Source organism: Faecalibacter rhinopitheci (genome assembly GCF_015234135.1).
Classification (GTDB): domain Bacteria; phylum Bacteroidota; class Bacteroidia; order Flavobacteriales; family Weeksellaceae; genus Empedobacter; species Empedobacter rhinopitheci.
The window spans coordinates 124,735-141,181 of sequence record NZ_JADGIK010000005.1 but is presented as its reverse complement, the minus strand read 5'-3'; the positions used below and the strand labels follow the sequence as shown (position 1 = coordinate 141,181).

Annotated in this window: 13 protein-coding genes; 6 read left to right on the top strand and 7 right to left on the bottom strand. The window is 31.8% G+C overall.

Annotated features, from left to right (window positions below; translation table 11 throughout):
* Positions 1 to 19 precede the first annotated feature (19 nt).
* The 4 genes from rpoC to IM532_RS08645 all read left to right on the top strand — a co-directional run bounded on the left by rpoC (position 20) and on the right by IM532_RS08645 (position 6,720).
* Positions 20 to 4,297, top strand: coding sequence for a DNA-directed RNA polymerase subunit beta' (gene rpoC / locus IM532_RS08660; RefSeq protein ID WP_194183061.1), 4,278 nt, complete (start codon positions 20 to 22; stop codon positions 4,295 to 4,297).
* Positions 4,297 to 4,587 (top strand): DUF3467 domain-containing protein, encoded by a 291-nt coding sequence (locus tag IM532_RS08655; protein ID WP_194183060.1) that lies wholly within the window; start codon positions 4,297 to 4,299, stop codon positions 4,585 to 4,587. Before rpoC ends, IM532_RS08655 begins: the two co-directional genes overlap by 1 nt.
* 234 nt (positions 4,588 to 4,821) lie before the next feature.
* Positions 4,822 to 6,135, top strand: a complete 1,314-nt coding sequence (locus tag IM532_RS08650; protein ID WP_194183059.1) for a dihydrolipoamide acetyltransferase family protein — start codon at positions 4,822 to 4,824, stop codon at positions 6,133 to 6,135.
* A gap of 81 nt (positions 6,136 to 6,216) precedes the next feature.
* Positions 6,217 to 6,720, top strand: a complete 504-nt coding sequence (locus tag IM532_RS08645; RefSeq protein WP_194183058.1) for a hypothetical protein — start codon at positions 6,217 to 6,219, stop codon at positions 6,718 to 6,720.
* Here the strand turns inward: IM532_RS08645 and IM532_RS08640 are convergent.
* Positions 6,704 to 7,186, bottom strand: a complete 483-nt coding sequence (locus IM532_RS08640) for a hypothetical protein (protein ID WP_194183057.1) — start codon at positions 7,184 to 7,186, stop codon at positions 6,704 to 6,706. The genes IM532_RS08645 and IM532_RS08640 overlap by 17 nt on opposite strands.
* Before the next feature lie 125 nt (positions 7,187 to 7,311).
* The gene (locus IM532_RS08635) at positions 7,312 to 8,811 is read right to left on the bottom strand and encodes a Do family serine endopeptidase (protein ID WP_194183056.1); all 1,500 of its coding nucleotides are present in this window, start codon (positions 8,809 to 8,811) and stop codon (positions 7,312 to 7,314) included.
* Positions 8,812 to 8,988: 177 nt separating this feature from the next.
* Here IM532_RS08635 and dapF point away from each other — a divergent pair, with 177 nt between their 5' ends.
* Both dapF and mltG read left to right on the top strand, forming a co-directional pair.
* The gene (gene dapF, locus IM532_RS08630) at positions 8,989 to 9,759 is read left to right on the top strand and encodes a diaminopimelate epimerase (protein WP_317173003.1); all 771 of its coding nucleotides are present in this window, start codon (positions 8,989 to 8,991) and stop codon (positions 9,757 to 9,759) included.
* 2 nt (positions 9,760 to 9,761) lie between these two features.
* Positions 9,762 to 10,781 (top strand): endolytic transglycosylase MltG, encoded by a 1,020-nt coding sequence (mltG, locus tag IM532_RS08625; RefSeq protein ID WP_194183054.1) that lies wholly within the window; start codon positions 9,762 to 9,764, stop codon positions 10,779 to 10,781.
* A gap of 53 nt (positions 10,782 to 10,834) precedes the next feature.
* Here the strand turns inward: mltG and IM532_RS08620 are convergent, their stop codons facing one another.
* The 5 genes from IM532_RS08620 to IM532_RS08600 all read right to left on the bottom strand — a co-directional run bounded on the left by IM532_RS08620 (position 10,835) and on the right by IM532_RS08600 (position 16,393).
* On the bottom strand, positions 10,835 to 11,242 hold the full coding sequence (locus tag IM532_RS08620) for a hypothetical protein (RefSeq protein WP_194183053.1): 408 nt from the start codon (positions 11,240 to 11,242) through the stop codon (positions 10,835 to 10,837).
* 75 nt (positions 11,243 to 11,317) lie between these two features.
* A complete protein-coding gene (locus IM532_RS08615; protein WP_194183052.1) occupies positions 11,318 to 14,038 on the bottom strand; it encodes an outer membrane beta-barrel protein in 2,721 nt (906 codons plus the stop codon).
* 27 nt (positions 14,039 to 14,065) lie between these two features.
* Positions 14,066 to 14,839 (bottom strand): GLPGLI family protein, encoded by a 774-nt coding sequence (locus IM532_RS08610; RefSeq protein WP_194183051.1) that lies wholly within the window; start codon positions 14,837 to 14,839, stop codon positions 14,066 to 14,068.
* A 44-nt stretch (positions 14,840 to 14,883) separates the two neighbouring features.
* Positions 14,884 to 15,486, bottom strand: a complete 603-nt coding sequence (gene pncA, locus IM532_RS08605) for a bifunctional nicotinamidase/pyrazinamidase (RefSeq protein ID WP_194183050.1) — start codon at positions 15,484 to 15,486, stop codon at positions 14,884 to 14,886.
* Between the two features lie 118 nt (positions 15,487 to 15,604).
* A complete protein-coding gene (locus IM532_RS08600; protein WP_194183049.1) occupies positions 15,605 to 16,393 on the bottom strand; it encodes a GLPGLI family protein in 789 nt (262 codons plus the stop codon).
* Positions 16,394 to 16,447: the final 54 nt, after the last annotated feature.

Below are 16,447 nucleotides of genomic sequence, written 5' to 3'. Positions count from 1 at the left end.
TTGTTAGATACATTTCTATATGTCAACAAAAAATAAAACAAGTCAATTCTCAAAAATTCGTATCGGGTTAGCTTCTCCAGAATCGATTCTTCAAGAATCTAAAGGTGAAGTTTTAAAACCTGAAACGATTAACTATAGAACGCACAAACCAGAGCGTGACGGGTTATTCTGTGAGCGTATCTTTGGACCTGTAAAAGATTACGAATGTGCCTGCGGAAAATATAAAAGAATCCGTTATAAAGGTATCGTTTGTGACCGTTGTGGGGTTGAAGTTACAGAAAAGAAAGTTCGTCGTGAGCGTATTGGACACATCAACTTAGTTGTGCCAATTGCACACATTTGGTATTTCCGTTCACTTCCTAATAAAATTGGTTACATCTTAGGATTACCTTCTAAGAAATTAGATATGGTAATTTACTACGAAAGATACGTAGTGATTCAACCAGGTATTGCAAAAGGTTTAGAAGGGGAAGAATTAAATAAATTAGATTTCTTATCAGAAGAAGAGTACCTAGATATCTTAGAAACTCTTCCGATTGAAAATCAATATTTAGAAGATACAGATCCTAACAAATTCGTTGCGAAAATGGGAGCTGAAGCTTTAGAAGATTTATTATCTAGAGTTAATTTAGATGAGTTATCTTATGAGCTTAGACATAAAGCACACCACGAAACTTCAAAACAACGTCGTACCGAAGCGTTAAAGCGTTTACAAGTTGTTGAGTCGTTACGTGAATCAAATATGCATCACGTAAACCGCCCAGAATGGATGGTAATGCGCGTTATTCCGGTTATTCCACCAGAATTACGTCCATTAGTTCCATTAGATGGAGGTCGTTTTGCAACTTCAGATTTAAATGATTTATACCGTCGTGTAATTATCCGTAACAATCGTTTAAAACGATTAATGGAAATCAAAGCGCCAGAGGTAATCTTACGTAATGAGAAACGTATGTTACAAGAGGCAGTTGATTCATTATTCGATAATACACGTAAAGCATCTGCTGTTAAAGCTGATGGTAACCGTCCGTTAAAATCATTATCTGACTCATTAAAAGGTAAACAAGGTCGTTTCCGTCAAAACTTATTAGGGAAACGTGTGGATTATTCTGCTCGTTCTGTAATTGTTGTTGGCCCGACTTTAAAATTACATGAATGTGGTTTACCTAAAGATATGGCTGCTGAATTGTATAAACCATTCGTTGTTCGTAAATTAATCGAGCGTGGAATTGTTAAGACAGTTAAATCGGCTAAGAAAATTATCGATAGAAAAGAGCCAGTTGTTTGGGATATTTTAGAAAATGTAATTAAAGGTCACCCAGTTTTATTAAACCGTGCCCCAACGTTACACCGTTTAGGTATCCAAGCATTCCAACCGAAATTAATTGAAGGTAAAGCGATTCGTTTACACCCATTAGTGTGTACTGCCTTTAATGCCGATTTCGATGGTGACCAGATGGCCGTTCACTTACCATTAGGACCAGAAGCTGTTTTAGAAGCACAATTATTAATGTTAGCTTCTCAAAATATCTTAAATCCAGCAAATGGATCTCCGATTACTGTACCATCTCAGGATATGGTTTTAGGTCTGTACTACATGACGAAAATTCGTCGTACTGACCACCAATTTACAGTAAAAGGTGAAGGATTAACATTCTATTCTGACGAAGAAGTACAAATCGCTTACAACGAAAAAGCAGTTGATTTAAATGCGCCAATTCGTGTAAAAGGTACTATCCGTGTTGGAGAAGAATTAGTTGAAAATCAAATGATCGAAACTTCTGTTGGACGTGTGTTATTTAACCAAATCGTTCCTAAACAAGTAGGTTTCATCAATGAAGTATTAACGAAAAAATCGTTACGTACTATTATCAACAAAATCATCAAGATTACTGATTTCCCTACAACGGCTGCGTTCCTTGACGACATGAAAGAGTTAGGATACCGTAATGCCTTTGAAGGTGGTTTATCATTCTCTTTAGGTGATATCCTTATCCCAGAACAGAAAAAAGACCTTATAGCTAACGCAATTTCTCAAGTAGAGAATATTAAGATGAACTATAACATGGGTCTTATTACAAATAACGAACGTTACAACCAAGTAATTGATGTTTGGACAACTACCAATGCAACTTTAACGGAAATTGTAATGAAACGTATGACAGAAGATCAACAAGGATTTAACTCAGTATTTATGATGCTTGATTCTGGAGCACGTGGATCTAAAGAGCAAATTCGTCAGTTATCTGGTATGCGTGGTTTAATGGCAAAACCTCAGAAGGCAGGTTCTTCAGGAGGGGATATCATTGAAAACCCAATTATGTCTAACTTCCGTGAAGGATTAACGATCTTAGAATACTTTATTTCTTCGCACGGTGCACGTAAAGGTCTTGCCGATACTGCCCTAAAAACTGCCGATGCTGGTTACTTAACTCGTCGTTTAGTTGATGTTGCGCAAGACGTTATCGTAATGCACAAAGATTGTGGAACTTTAAGAGGTTTAGAAGTTACTGCACTTAAGAAAAAAGAGGAAACTATTGAAAGTTTATCTTCTCGCGTTTTAGGACGTACTTCTTTAGTAGATGTAGTAAATCCTGATACAAACGAATTAATTGTTTCTGCGGGTGAAATTATCGTTGAAGAAATTGCGGATGCAATCGAAGATTCTGGAATCGAGGTTGTAGAAGTTCGTTCTCCTTTAACATGTGAAGCTAAAACAGGAATTTGTGCTAAATGTTATGGTCGTAACTTGGCAACAGGTCATGGAGTACAAAAAGGTGAATCTGTAGGTGTAGTTGCTGCACAATCTATTGGTGAGCCAGGTACACAGTTAACATTACGTACTTTCCACGTAGGGGGTACTGCCGGAAACGTTTCTGAGCAAAACTCTTTATTAGCTAAAGCAGATGGTTTCTTAGAATTTGATGATTTACGTACTGTTCAATCGGAAGATGCAGAAGGTAATGTTGTTGATATTGTAGTCTCTCGTTCAACTGAGATGAAATTGATTGATGAGTTAGGTAATGTTCGTCAAACAACAAATATCGCTTACGGTACAATTTTATTAGTTGATAACGGAACTAAAGTTGAAAAAGGTCAAGAAATTGGAAACTGGGATCCTTATAATGGTGTAATAGTTGCTGAATCTACAGGTAGAATCGAATACGAACAACTAGAACAAGGGGTTACTTTCCAAATTGAGATTGATGAGCAAACTGGATTCCAAGAGAAAGTTATCTCTGATTCTCGTAACAAGAAGTTAGTTCCAGGTTTACGTGTAATCACTTCGGATGGAGAAGAGAAAACATATAACTTACCTGTGGGTGCCCATTTAATGGTTAATGATGGTGATAAAATTAAAGCTGGTAAAGTTTTAGTTAAAATCCCTCGTAAATCTGCAAAATCTGGAGATATTACAGGAGGTTTACCACGTATTACAGAATTATTAGAAGCACGTAACCCATCAAATCCAGCAGTAGTTTGTGAGATGGATGGAGTTGTATCTTTTGGTAAAATTAAACGTGGTAACCGTGAGATCATTATTGAATCTAAAAACGGTGAAATTCGTCGTTACTTAGTAAAATTATCAGCACAAATTTTAGTTCAAGAAAATGACTTTATTCGTGCAGGTGAACCGTTATCAGATGGTGCAACAACACCAGAAGATATCTTAAAAATCTTAGGACCTACAGCGGTTCAAGAGTACTTAGTAAATGAAATTCAAGATGTATACCGTTTACAAGGGGTAAAAATTGATGACAAACACTTTGAAATTATTGTTCGTCAGATGTTACGTAAAGTAAGAATTGTTGATTCTGGAGATACTCGTTTCTTAGAAGATAGCTTAGAGCATAAAGACGATTTCATGGCAGAAAACGACCGTTTATTTGGTATGAAAGTAGTTGAAGATTCAGGTGAATCTGATACATTGAAACCAGGACAAATCATTTCAGCAAGAGAATTACGTGATGAAAACTCTAAGTTAAAACGTGAAGATAAAACTTTAGTTATAGCACGCGAAGCAATGCCTGCAACTGCAGAAGCAGTTTTACAAGGTATTACAAGAGCATCGTTACAAACTAAATCATTTATGTCTGCGGCATCATTCCAGGAAACAACTAAAGTCTTAAACGAAGCTGCAGTTGCTGGTAAAGTAGATCACTTAAAAGGATTAAAAGAAAATGTAATTGTTGGTCACCTAATTCCAGCTGGAACAGGTCTTCAAGAATACCAAGATATCATCGTAGGATCCAACCGAGAATACGAAGAATTAATAAACGCAAAACAAGAATTATAATGTCAGAAAATCAACAAAACGAAGGATTAAACATTGAGTTAAACGAATTAGTAGCTCAAGGTGTTTATGCAACAGGAGCAATCATCAACCACTCAGCATCTGAGTTCGTTGTAGATTTCGTACAATTTATGCCAGGTGCAAGACCAAGCGTAAAATCACGTATTATCTTATCTCCTTTACAAGCTAAGCAATTAGCTGGTTCATTAGCAGAAAACGTAGCTACATTCGAAAAAACTTTTGGTGAGATTAAACAACCTCAACAAAACGGAACAGCAAACTACGAAGCTTAATTAATTAAGTTTCTTACAAATAAAAGCCGTTGGATTATATCCAACGGCTTTTTCTTATTATCATATTATGAGATTGATAATTATCACGGATATTTATAATAAATATTTATAAAATAGTGATTATACAATTGTTAAAATTATTATATCCATAATTTAGAGTCTAATTTATTTTTAATGATATGTTTGACAATTTAAAAAATTGATTAGATTTGTATATCAAGCAAAAAACTCTATATGTCTGACTATAAATTAATTTTACCTTCGATGGGTGAAGGTGTCATGGAAGCTACAGTAACCAATTGGTTAAAAAATATTGGTGATTCAATCTCAGAAGATGAGTCAGTTGTAGAAATTGCAACTGATAAAGTAGATTCTGATGTTCCATCTCCAGTCGCAGGAATTTTGAAAGAAATTTTAGTACCAATAGATGGGATTGCAAAAGTTGGAGAGGCGATAGCTATATTATCTGTTGATGGTATTGCAACTAACGAAATATCAGCAAATATACAGCCAGAGGAAGATTTGGAGGCCGTAAAAGAAATTCAGAAAGAAATAGATACCGTTAAAGAATCTTTATCATCTGATGATAATTTTAAATCAGAAAAATTTTATTCGCCTTTAGTTAGGTCTATTGCAAAAGAAGAAGGTATTTCTGATGCTGAGTTAGATAATCTTATTGGTAGTGGAGCTATGGGTAGAGTAACTAAGGAAGATATATTAAAATATAAAGATAATAGATCTTCTAAACCTGTACTAACTTCAGAAAAAATAGCGGTAGAACAAAAACAGAATATTGAGCCTTCTACAATTGTATCTAAACCTACTACAATTAGCAGTGGAGAAGATGAAATCATAGAGATGGATCGTATGCGTAAATTAATTGCGCAAAATATGGTCTCTGCTAAACAAGTTGCTCCGCACGTTACTTCGTTTGTTGAAGTCGATGTTACTAATATTGTACTTTGGAGAGAAAAAAATAAAAAGGATTTCGAAAAAAAGCATGGGGATAAAATAACTTATATGCCAATTTTCATTGATGCTGTTACTAGAGCTATACAAGATTTCCCAATGATTAATGTTTCAGTTGACGGAGATAAAATCATCAAGAAGAAAAATATTAATATAGGTATGGCGGCGGCTTTACCATCAGGTAATTTAATAGTTCCTGTAATTAAAAATGCTGATCAATTTAATTTAGCAGGGTTAGCAAAGCAAGTTAATGATTTAGCTGTGCGTTCTCGTAATAATAAATTAAAACCAACAGATATCCAAGGAGGTACTTATACTATAACTAATATCGGGACATTTGGAAATGTTTTAGGAACACCAATTATACCTCAACCACAAGTTGCAATTTTAGCTGTAGGAGCAATTGTAAAGAAACCTGCGGTAATTGAAACTCCAACTGGTGATGTAATTGGTATTCGCCATAAAATGTACTTATCACATGCTTATGATCATAGAGTTGTGGATGGTGCTTTAGGAGGAATGTTTGTAAAACGCGTAGCAGAATATTTAGAAGCTTTTGATATTAATACAAGTATATAATATCGCATAAAATTTAAAAAAACCTTTGATTATTATCAAAGGTTTTTTTATACCTTTAATTCACAAAATAAATATTATACTATGGCCGCTTTTATCTCATTACTTTTAATTTTCGTGATTTTTATTTTGTTCTGTGGAATTTTCTTTATGGTTGCTATATCTGATGCAAAAGTGAGAGAAAAAAGTGCATTAGAAATATTTAAATCCCTACCATCATCTATTGATAATAAATGGGTTGTAAGATATAATATAGGTAAGCCACAAGGTAGATTTTTAAAAATGAAAACTTTTCAGGGAAGTGGTATTCTATATGTTGAAGAAAATGAATTGCATTTTGAAGATGTGTTAGGAAACGAAACACACACTTTTAGTTTTGATAATTGTAAAATTTCTTGGGTAGAAAATAAAATTAATGGTATAACTAATGCTTTTAAAATAGTAGATCATGAAAAATCTATGCTATTTTATGTAGAGAAGGGAATGTTTTTCTTTAATGCTATTGATGAAAATGCTTCTACATCCGAACTATATTCTCATTTAAAAACTCTTAAAAAGATTTACAAAAAATCTAAAAAAGTTGAGTAGGTAAGTGTACGGTAAACCCAGTTCTAAAACCATTCATATCTTTAAAGTTTTTATATTCTCTGAATTCAAAAGCATAACCTGCATTAAATTCGAGTAATCCTAAAACAGTAATTCCTATTTTCGGAGTTATTGTCCATGGCGATATATCAGCTCTAGCGACATAAAAGGCTGAATTCATATTGCTTGAGTATGGATTTCCCAAATTATTTCTGAAATTGAATAAATATCCAATACCAATTTCTGGAATAGCTCTGAATTCATTTCTCATATATCCTAAATTTACATTTGCATTCATAGAAATAATATTATCATTTCTTTGGACAAGATATAAATCTGTACCTAGTTTACCGTAATTCCCGTTCCAATATTCATATCCTGCATTTAGTACAAAATATGGTGTTGTTTTCTGTTGTGCTTGTAAATTAAAAGCGCATAAAAATATAAATAATGCTATTATTTTTTTCATGATGTAAAATTACAATTTAAAACATTAAAAAATTAATAAGTATAAATTTAAGTAACTTAAAAAAATAAGGACAATTGAGTATTCAATTGTCCTTATTTTAATTTGAATAGATAAATAAAATGAAATTATTCCATTGTAAATCCTTTCGTATATACGCGTCCGTAATAGTCAACGAATTTTATTGAGACTCTACCTTTATGATTTTTAAGTGTTTTTTCAACATCATCTTCAGATTTTATTTCTTTATCGTTAATAGATAATAATACAAAATCTTCTTGCACACCAGCTCCAGCTAATTTGCCTGATGGTTGTAAATTCTTGATCATTACACCATAGTTTATTCCAAAATTATCTTTTTGTTTTTCAGTCAATGGCTCAAAATCTGCTCCTAAAATTTCTGTTGGTGATAATTCAGCTTTACTTCGAGTAGAAGTATTCCCTTTCGCATCTTTTAATACTAATGTAAAATCCTTTTCCTTACCATCTCTTAGCACTTTTACTTGGACTTTATCTCCAGGTCGTTTACTACCAATTATAAATGATAAATTAGAGAAAGTAGAAATTGTTTTTCCATCTACAGCGGTAATAATGTCACCTTCTTTAATTCCCGCATCTATTGCAGAACCTTTAGAAGTTACATTTGTAACATAAACCCCTTTTCCTGATTTTACATTTTTCTTTTCCTGAGAGTTGAAAGCTTTTACAGCTTGGTCATCAGATAAATCAAAACCTTGTACACCTAAATATCCTCTTTGTACTAATCCAAATTTTTTGATATCTTCTATCACTTTCTTAACTAGATTAGCTGGAACAGCAAAACCATATCCTGCATATGTACCTGTCGGAGAAGATATCGCTGTATTAATACCGATTAAATCTCCATTTGCATTAACCAAAGCTCCTCCAGAGTTTCCTGGATTAATGGCAGCATCCGTTTGGATAAATGACTCAATAGGCGTATCAGAGTTTTGTCGTAATAAATTAATACTTCTTCCTTTGGCAGAAACAATTCCGGCAGTTACAGTAGAGTTTAAACCAAATGGATTCCCTACAGCTAATACCCAGTCACCAACATTTATAATATCAGAATCAATAAATTTAATATAAGGTAAACCTTTATCTTCAATTTTTAATAAAGCTATATCTGTACTAGGATCTGTACCAATTAAATCTGCTGTATATGTTTTTTGATTATTTAACTTTACTTCAATTTTGTTGGCACCTTTTATAACGTGATTGTTAGTAACGATGTAACCATCTGCAGATACAATTACACCAGAACCAGAACCTACAGGCTGATTTTCTTGTTGTTTCTGTTGTTGTCTTTGCTCAGGAAAACCAAAGAAAAATTCAAAAGGGTCCATTTGTCTTTGCTTTTGAGTTTGGTTTTGAAAATTGTTGATTGCGACTACAGTATTTACAGTTTTGTTAGCAGCATCAACAAAGTTAGGAGCGTTATAGTTATAATTTCCTTTATAATCTACAAATTCAAAATCTCCATTTTTTTCTTGGGCGTTAGTTACTAATGGTCCATTAGAAATTTTATCTTGTAATAAGTAAAATCCTCCTAATGTTGTCATAGAACTCATCAGTCCTACTAACATGTAATTTGTATATTTTTTCATTATTGTTAATTAGTAAATTAATTGAGTTTTTATTATTTGTCTATTTCAAATTTAAGACCAAAACTTTAACATTTACAAATGGTTTAACTCATTTTTAACAATTTTGTCAAAAATGATAAATAATACTTAATGTGGTAAAAATTCGTTTATTTTGTATAAAATTTAAACACAGTGAAAATTAAATTCTATAAATATCAAGGAGCTGGAAATGATTTTGTGATGATCGATAATAGAACAAAAGATTTTCCTATTGATAAAAATATAATTGAAAAAATTTGCAATCGAAACTTTGGTGTAGGTGGAGATGGATTAATCCTATTAGAAAATGACCAAGCGTCAAATTTTAGAATGGTCTATTTCAATTCGGATGGGAATGAAAGTACAATGTGTGGGAATGGAGGAAGATGCATCGTTCGTTTTGCGCATGATTTACAAGTTACAGATGAAAATATGACTTTCAATGCAATTGATGGTTTACATCATGCTGTGGTAGACGGAGATACTATTCGTTTACAAATGATAGATGTAAAAGAAGTAGAAGATCATGATCGTTATTTATTTATGAATACAGGTTCACCTCATCATGTGCAATTTACTAAGAGCGTAAAGGATGTTGATGTTTATAATTTGGGTAAAAAAATACGAAATGGTTCTCCTTATTACGAGGAAGGTAGTAACGTAAATTTTGTAGAAATTTTGCCTAATCAATCGCTTAAAATTAGGACATATGAGCGAGGTGTAGAGAACGAAACTTTGGCATGTGGAACTGGTATTACAGCTGCTGCAATTGCTTCTTATATAAGAGGATTTGTTAAAAATAATAACATTTATGTAGAAGCATTAGGAGGTAAATTATCTGTGAATTTTGAGGAAAAAAATAATACCTTTGAAAATGTATGGCTTAACGGGCCAGCAGTTCGTGTTTTCGAAGGAGAAATTGAAATATAACAATGACTAAAAAGTTAGTAATATTCACAATTATATCAATTTTTACGTTGACAGGTTGTGATTTTGTGAAAGGTTTTAAAGGAAATGCTACAAAAGATGGTTTTGTATTTATACCTCGTGGAGCAGAATTTGAACAAGTTTTAGATTCAATAAAACCTTACTTAAATAATGTGGAAGATTTTAAAAAATATGCTGAATCGGCAGATTATCCTTCTACCATAAAACCTGGGAAGTATAAAATTTTAGCAAATGAAAGTAGTGCTTCTATTATAGATCGTTTACAAGGTGGCGAGCAAGAAGAAGTAAAATTACGCATTAAGAACGAGCCAACATTATACCATATGGTAGGATCTGTTTCTAGACAGTTAAATATTGATTCTACAGCTTTTGCTAATTCTATTATGGATTGGGCAAAAGAAAAAGATTCCACTTTAAATGAAGAAACAGTAAAACAATATTTTATTCCAGAAACGTATTTTGTATACTGGTCATTACCTCCAGAAAAATTAATTGAACGTTTAGAATCTCAATATAATAAAGTTTGGAACAAAGATCGTTTAGCTAAAGCAAAAGCAATGAACATGACCCTATTAGAAGTAACTACGTTAGCTTCTATTGTTCAGTTAGAATCTTCAGACCATGAGGAAGATCAAAAAGCAGTAGCAAAGGCTTATTTAAATCGTTTGGCTATTGATATGCGATTAGAAGCTGATCCAACTTCTATATATGCATATAAATTAGAAAATGGTTTTGATCAAAAAGTACAACGTGTTTATAAAAAATTAACGTGGACATCTAATGCATATAACACTTATAGAAATAAAGGATTACCACCGGCACCAATATGTTTACCAAATTTACAAATGATTGATGCAGTCTTGAATCCTGCGGATCATGACTTTATCTATTTTGCAGCGGATCCCGATCGACCAGGATACCATAGTTTTGCAAAAACTTTTGAAGAACATAAAAAAAATGCAGATAAATACCGTCAATGGGTCAAGAAAAATAATATTAAATAAAATAAAAAAGCCACTTTAGGGAGTGGCTTTTTTATTTTCTATATTTAGAAAGTTTACATTATTTCTTTTTTCTGGAAAATTTTATATTTCGTAACTTTAATAGAATCCATGCAATAGTCTAAATCTCCCAAGCAATAAGAAGGGTCTTTTGGACGGATATGGATTTCCTCTTCATCATTTACTACAATTCTACGGATAATATCAGGTGAAATTGTGAAATTTTGACAAAGAATTATTGTACAAATTAGTAATGATGATAGCACAGAAATACGTTTAACCAAAGTTTTATTCTTCGCAACTTTTATCCAATAATAAAATAAAAATCCTAAGGTAAAAATTAACAGTAATAATTCGATAGAGTTAAAATCTACTTTTTTAAATTCCCATTCAGGGAATACAATTTTTTTGATAAAGATTAGAGAAAAAACAAAGAGAGAAAATTTAATTAAGGTCAATTTCATAAAAGGAACTATTTTTCTAAAGGTACGAATAAAAAAAGAGGCTAGTACAGCCTCTTCTTTATTATAATATTTAATTTAGAACTTATACCTTAAATTTACCAAGAAATAGCGTCCTAAAACATCAGTTGTTGTAGTTTGAATATAATTGTCATTAAACGAGTTATTAACAATTACATTATTACCTAATAAATTACCTCCAACTAATGTAATGTAAGTCTTCTTAAAGGCATTGTATCGGATAGATGCATTCCATTCTTTTCCTTCATTAATACGATCACCATCACGGTATTGTAATCTATAAGAAAAATCTGATTGTAACAACAGTTTGTCAGTTACTGACCATGCGATATCGCCAAAAGGTCTCCAGTTAGCAAACTCTTGTTCTACACGAGATTGAAATTTGTTAAAAGAAGCATTTAAACCTGCTTTTAGTTCTACTTTTTTCTTAAATGTGAAAGTATTTGTCAATGTATAATTTTGATTAAAGCTTTTATTATTGATTTGTACAAAATCAGTATCATTTAAACCTTTCGTGTACGTATAATAATCAGACCATGATGCATTAGCATTAAATCTTATGTTATACCATTTGAAAAAACGTTTACCAATATTTAAAGAAGCATTGTATGAGTTTTCTTCATAATCAGAGTTAATCAAGTTATTTTCTTGTGTAATGGTAAACTTAGATTCATCCGTAGGATCTAAAAATAATTTATCCATACGCGAAACTGTTTGTATACTTCTTTCGCGTTGAGTATAACTTAGGTTTGCAAAAACATTGAAAAAAGTAAAGGAATTAAAGTGACTAAAATTTAACGATGTTGTATGTGTAAGCGCTTGTCTTAGATCGTTATTTCCTCTAAATACAGAACGATAATTTTGTAAAACATAAGAATCTGTTAAGTCTTTTGCATGTGGATAGCTATAAGCTTGATTATAATTAGCAAAAATACTTGTTGCATTATTAAAGTTGTATTTCAGGTTAGCATGTGGTAAGACTTTAGTTTCATCAAAGTTTATACTTTTACCATCAACAAAATTAGCTTTTTCATTAAAATATGATATTCCAGCTCCTAAATCTGCTTGAAATTTTCCTATTTTCTTTGTTAAAGTAGCATCAGCAAAAGTTTCGTTGTAATCAAAATCTGTTTTAGAAACCATATTAGTACCATTCAAACTTTGCATAACTAAAATATCTTGATCATAGATTTTGTTATTAAAATCTTGCATAGAGAAATTAGTTCCAACTTTTAATTTTAAGTTAGTTGTATTATTGATTAAATGATTATAAACCATATACAACTGGAATGTATTAGTTGTATATTCTTGGTCTTGATTGATTAAATATCGTCCTGAATTGGATGGAGAACTGTTGAAAATATTAAAAATTTTCTCTTCAGAATCCATGAAAAGATTTGGAGTTTCTTGCTGATATTGATGACGTAGATAGAAACCGATGTTATGATCTCTCTTTACTTTTCTTACATAAGATAAGGTTTGGCTAATGCTGTAATTTTTACGATCAGTAATATTTTTATTAAATCCTACAAATTCATCGTTTCTAAATCTGTTTACACCTTGCTCATCATCGTTACCAGTGTAGTTAAAATTTAAACGATATTTAACTTGACCTTTATCGTTAGGATTCCAATCAATACGTAATCTTCCCATAGCTGATAATAAATTATTTTTATTTTCAGACTCATCTTTTTCAGTAAATCCATCATTGTACTTACGTTCAGCAATAGATTTATAACGGATATTGTTAGTATTAATTAAGCCAAATCCAGAAACTTTTACTTTTTTATTAGGCTCATATCCAAAGTGAGCTGCACCATTAAAAGTGTTCATCTCAGCCGCGTTAGTATTAGAACCAAAGTTTAAAGCTGAATTTCCGCCTCTTAAAGAATAAATACTTCCCTCTGCACTAAATTCAGAGAAGCCTCCAAAAAAGCTAAAGTAATCTTCGCGGTCAAAAACTTCTTTTCCATACGTATTGAAATCGGTAATTACCGTTGCGTCCATTTTTTCAGAAAAATAGAATGTTTTTAGCTGCGCATCGGCATGCTCATCAGCATCTCCACCAAGAGTTGCATTACCAAAAACCAATTGCTTCATATTATCTTTTAATTCAATATTCAAAGAAGCTTGTTCGTCCTCTTGTAAGGAAGATGCAAAAGGATTAGATTTAAATTTTGTATTTAATTGAATTTTAGAAACTGCATCAGAAGGTAAATTTTTATTAAGAAGTTTAGTGTTTCCTCCAAGAACTTCACGTCCACCAACAGTAATGGTTGTAATTTCTTTTCCTTTGTGATAAACTTTTCCATTTTCAACTTCTATCCCGGGAAGCTTTTTCAAGATGTCTTCTAAAACTTCTTCGTTACCAACTTTAAAAGAATCTGCATCGTACTCAACTGTATCACCTTTAATTTTTATGGCTTGTTGTGCTTTGATAATAGTTTCTTGTAAAGAAATAGATTCAGTTCCTTTAACTAATTTTATTTTTTCATTTTTGTTACCGTTCAATTCCACCTTTTTGATTAAAGTTTCATATCCAGGCTGTTCAATTTCGATTTCGTAGGATTGGTCACATGGTAAGGTAAGCTCAAACTCACCAACAGAATTGGTGAATACAAAACCTTTCCCTTCATTTTTTGAATCAAAAACTGAAACAGAAGCATCGCTTATAGGTATTCCAATTTCATTCAGTACAGTTCCTTTCAATTTACAGTCCTGTGCATAAATCGTCACAAATGAAAATTGAAATAAAATTAAGTAGAGTAGTTTGTTCATTTATATTGGTTAATTGAGTTTATATTTTTAGTTGGTATCTACGCCACCACCCATCATTTCTTTAAATTGTGCTTGTAGTTTAAGCATTTCTTCCATAAATTCTTTTTCAGAAACTAGAGTTCCTTTTGTTGGTAAGTTTACTTTAAGTTCTTTATCAGATATTTTTAATTCTTTTAACGTAAAGATCATTTTAGCATTGCTCGATTCATATTCTGCTTTAATGATTAATCCAGGTAAACCAGAAAGAGTTTGTGGACCATCTTTTACAGTAATTTCTGGTGCATACCAAGCTGTTACTTTAATAGAGTCCATCATTACACCTTCTGCTTTATTCACTTTATAACCAGCGATTTCAGCTTTTTCTCTTGTTGTTTTCCAATTAAAGTTAGGTGCTTCTTTAATTAAATATTGTTTAACTCCAGCATCCACTTCTTTATAATAAGTAGATGGTGTTGTAGAAAGATCTTTATAATATGGATGCTTGTCCATTGCTGCCATTTGTTGTGCGATAAATCCAGTTGAATTCTGAGAATTATTTATTTTTTCTTCTAATTTGAAAGAAGAATTTTTACCATTTGATTTTAAATGATAAGTCATAAAAATTCCTGCATCAATTTCAGCTTTTAATAAATCCCCAACTTGCGAACGTAATTGTTGCGGAATAGTTTTCATTGTAGCTTCATAATCCAACTTTATTTCATTAATATAAGTCGCTTCAATGTTTTGTGATTTATTATCTTGAGCAATAGTGAACGAAGTTGATATTAACCCTAATGCAAATGTGAATAATAATTTTTTCATGATTATAGTATTTTTATTAGTTAGTAACATTTTTAATTGAAACGTTACAAAATATAAGTAGAAACATTTCCTCCTTTTAGCTTAAAGTTTTCTTTTAAATCAACAAGCTTTATAGGATCGATTGGTTTAGTTGATCCTTCAAGAATTGTAGTAGGGTAGCCTAACGAAAGTGCATCCATTGCAGTATAATACACACAATAATCTGATGCTAATCCGCATATAAAAAGCGAGGTTACATTTCGCTCTTTCAAAAAACCATTTAAACCTGTAGATTTTTTTCGACCATTATCAAAGAAACCACTGTAAGAATCAATATCTCTATTCATGCCTTTTCTGAAAATAGCTTCTACTTTGATTGTATTTAAATCTTTATGGAAATCAGCTCCCTTTGTGCCCTGTATACAGTGATTAGGCCATAATGTTTGCTGTAATCCATTTAATTCAATTACATCAAATGGATTTTTTCCTTCGTGTTGAGACGCAAAACTTTTATGATTCGCAGGATGCCAATCTTGAGTTGCGACGATTAACTCAAATTTATTTTGTAATTCATTGATGCGTTCAATAATTAAATCTCCTTCAGGTACCGCAAGTGCACCACCCGGCATAAAATCATTTTGCATATCAACAATAATAAGTGCTTTCATAGTCGTTGTATTTTAAGTTACAATAAGGAATAATCAAATTAAAGTCCAATTTAGGTCTTATCAGATTGAACTTAAGTTAAATATAATAAATTACGAAGATTTTTTACAGTAGAATGGATTAATCTCTACGATTTACTCCTTGATCACGCATTTGTTCAAAACGTTCGCGTTGTTCTTTTTGTAATTTTTCATATTCTGCTTCTGTAATCGTTGTTTTCGCTTTTGGCATTTCAATCGCTTTTTTATCATTAGAAGTTTTGATATCAGATATTACAATGATTTTTTTACCTTTAATCGGACCTTGTTCAATTTCAGATTCAACTTCCAAAATTAAACCAGGTAATCCCCAATAATTTTCAGGTCCATTTTTTGCTGGAATTTTAGTTGAATACCAAGCCGTAATCACTTTACCATCTTTTTCAGCTGTCGCTTTACGTGCTTCGTTTCCTAAAATAGTACGAGTTTCTCGGGTTAATTTCCAATCAAAATTTGGTAAATCATCTTTTACCGTATACGTTTTTGACATCATATTCACTTCTTTCATGTATGATTTTGTAGAAATATTTTTAAAGACATTATCGCTTCCACCAAAACGCATCATGCGCATTCCGCCACGTCCACCTGGACCGCCACCATTTTGTTGGTCGTTGCTGATTTTTTCAATCGCTTTATAATTGGATTGATCTCCAAAAATAGTTAACGTAGATTCTTGTGGTTCTTGGATACGTTTCATCATTTGTTCCATCATTTCTTTTGGCATCTGACGGCCATTTCCACCTCCTGGAGGTTGAAACGTAAAGTCTTCAGGTAAAATTAAACGTGAAGTATAAGTCACCTCAATTTTTTCTTGTTGAGCAAATGTTAAACTCGAGATTACTATAGCTGAAAGGAATAATATTTTTTTCATTTATCTTTATTATTTTTATATTAATAAGACAAAAAAAACTCCGATAAGTTTAAT

Bases quoted from the DNA above. Each gene is read 5' to 3' on its own strand.
- IM532_RS08620 (WP_194183053.1), bottom strand. From the start codon at position 11,242: ATGAAATTGACCTTAATTAAATTTTCTCTCTTTGTTTTTTCTCTAATC.
- IM532_RS08615 (WP_194183052.1), bottom strand. From the start codon at position 14,038: ATGAACAAACTACTCTACTTAATTTTATTTCAATTTTCATTTGTGACG.
- IM532_RS08650 (WP_194183059.1), top strand. From the start codon at position 4,822: ATGTCTGACTATAAATTAATTTTACCTTCGATGGGTGAAGGTGTCATG.
- IM532_RS08640 (WP_194183057.1), bottom strand. From the start codon at position 7,186: ATGAAAAAAATAATAGCATTATTTATATTTTTATGCGCTTTTAATTTA.
- IM532_RS08635 (WP_194183056.1), bottom strand. From the start codon at position 8,811: ATGAAAAAATATACAAATTACATGTTAGTAGGACTGATGAGTTCTATG.
- IM532_RS08610 (WP_194183051.1), bottom strand. From the start codon at position 14,839: ATGAAAAAATTATTATTCACATTTGCATTAGGGTTAATATCAACTTCG.
- rpoC (WP_194183061.1), top strand. From the start codon at position 20: ATGTCAACAAAAAATAAAACAAGTCAATTCTCAAAAATTCGTATCGGG.
- IM532_RS08655 (WP_194183060.1), top strand. From the start codon at position 4,297: ATGTCAGAAAATCAACAAAACGAAGGATTAAACATTGAGTTAAACGAA.
- IM532_RS08600 (WP_194183049.1), bottom strand. From the start codon at position 16,393: ATGAAAAAAATATTATTCCTTTCAGCTATAGTAATCTCGAGTTTAACA.
- mltG (WP_194183054.1), top strand. From the start codon at position 9,762: ATGACTAAAAAGTTAGTAATATTCACAATTATATCAATTTTTACGTTG.
- IM532_RS08645 (WP_194183058.1), top strand. From the start codon at position 6,217: ATGGCCGCTTTTATCTCATTACTTTTAATTTTCGTGATTTTTATTTTG.
- pncA (WP_194183050.1), bottom strand. From the start codon at position 15,486: ATGAAAGCACTTATTATTGTTGATATGCAAAATGATTTTATGCCGGGT.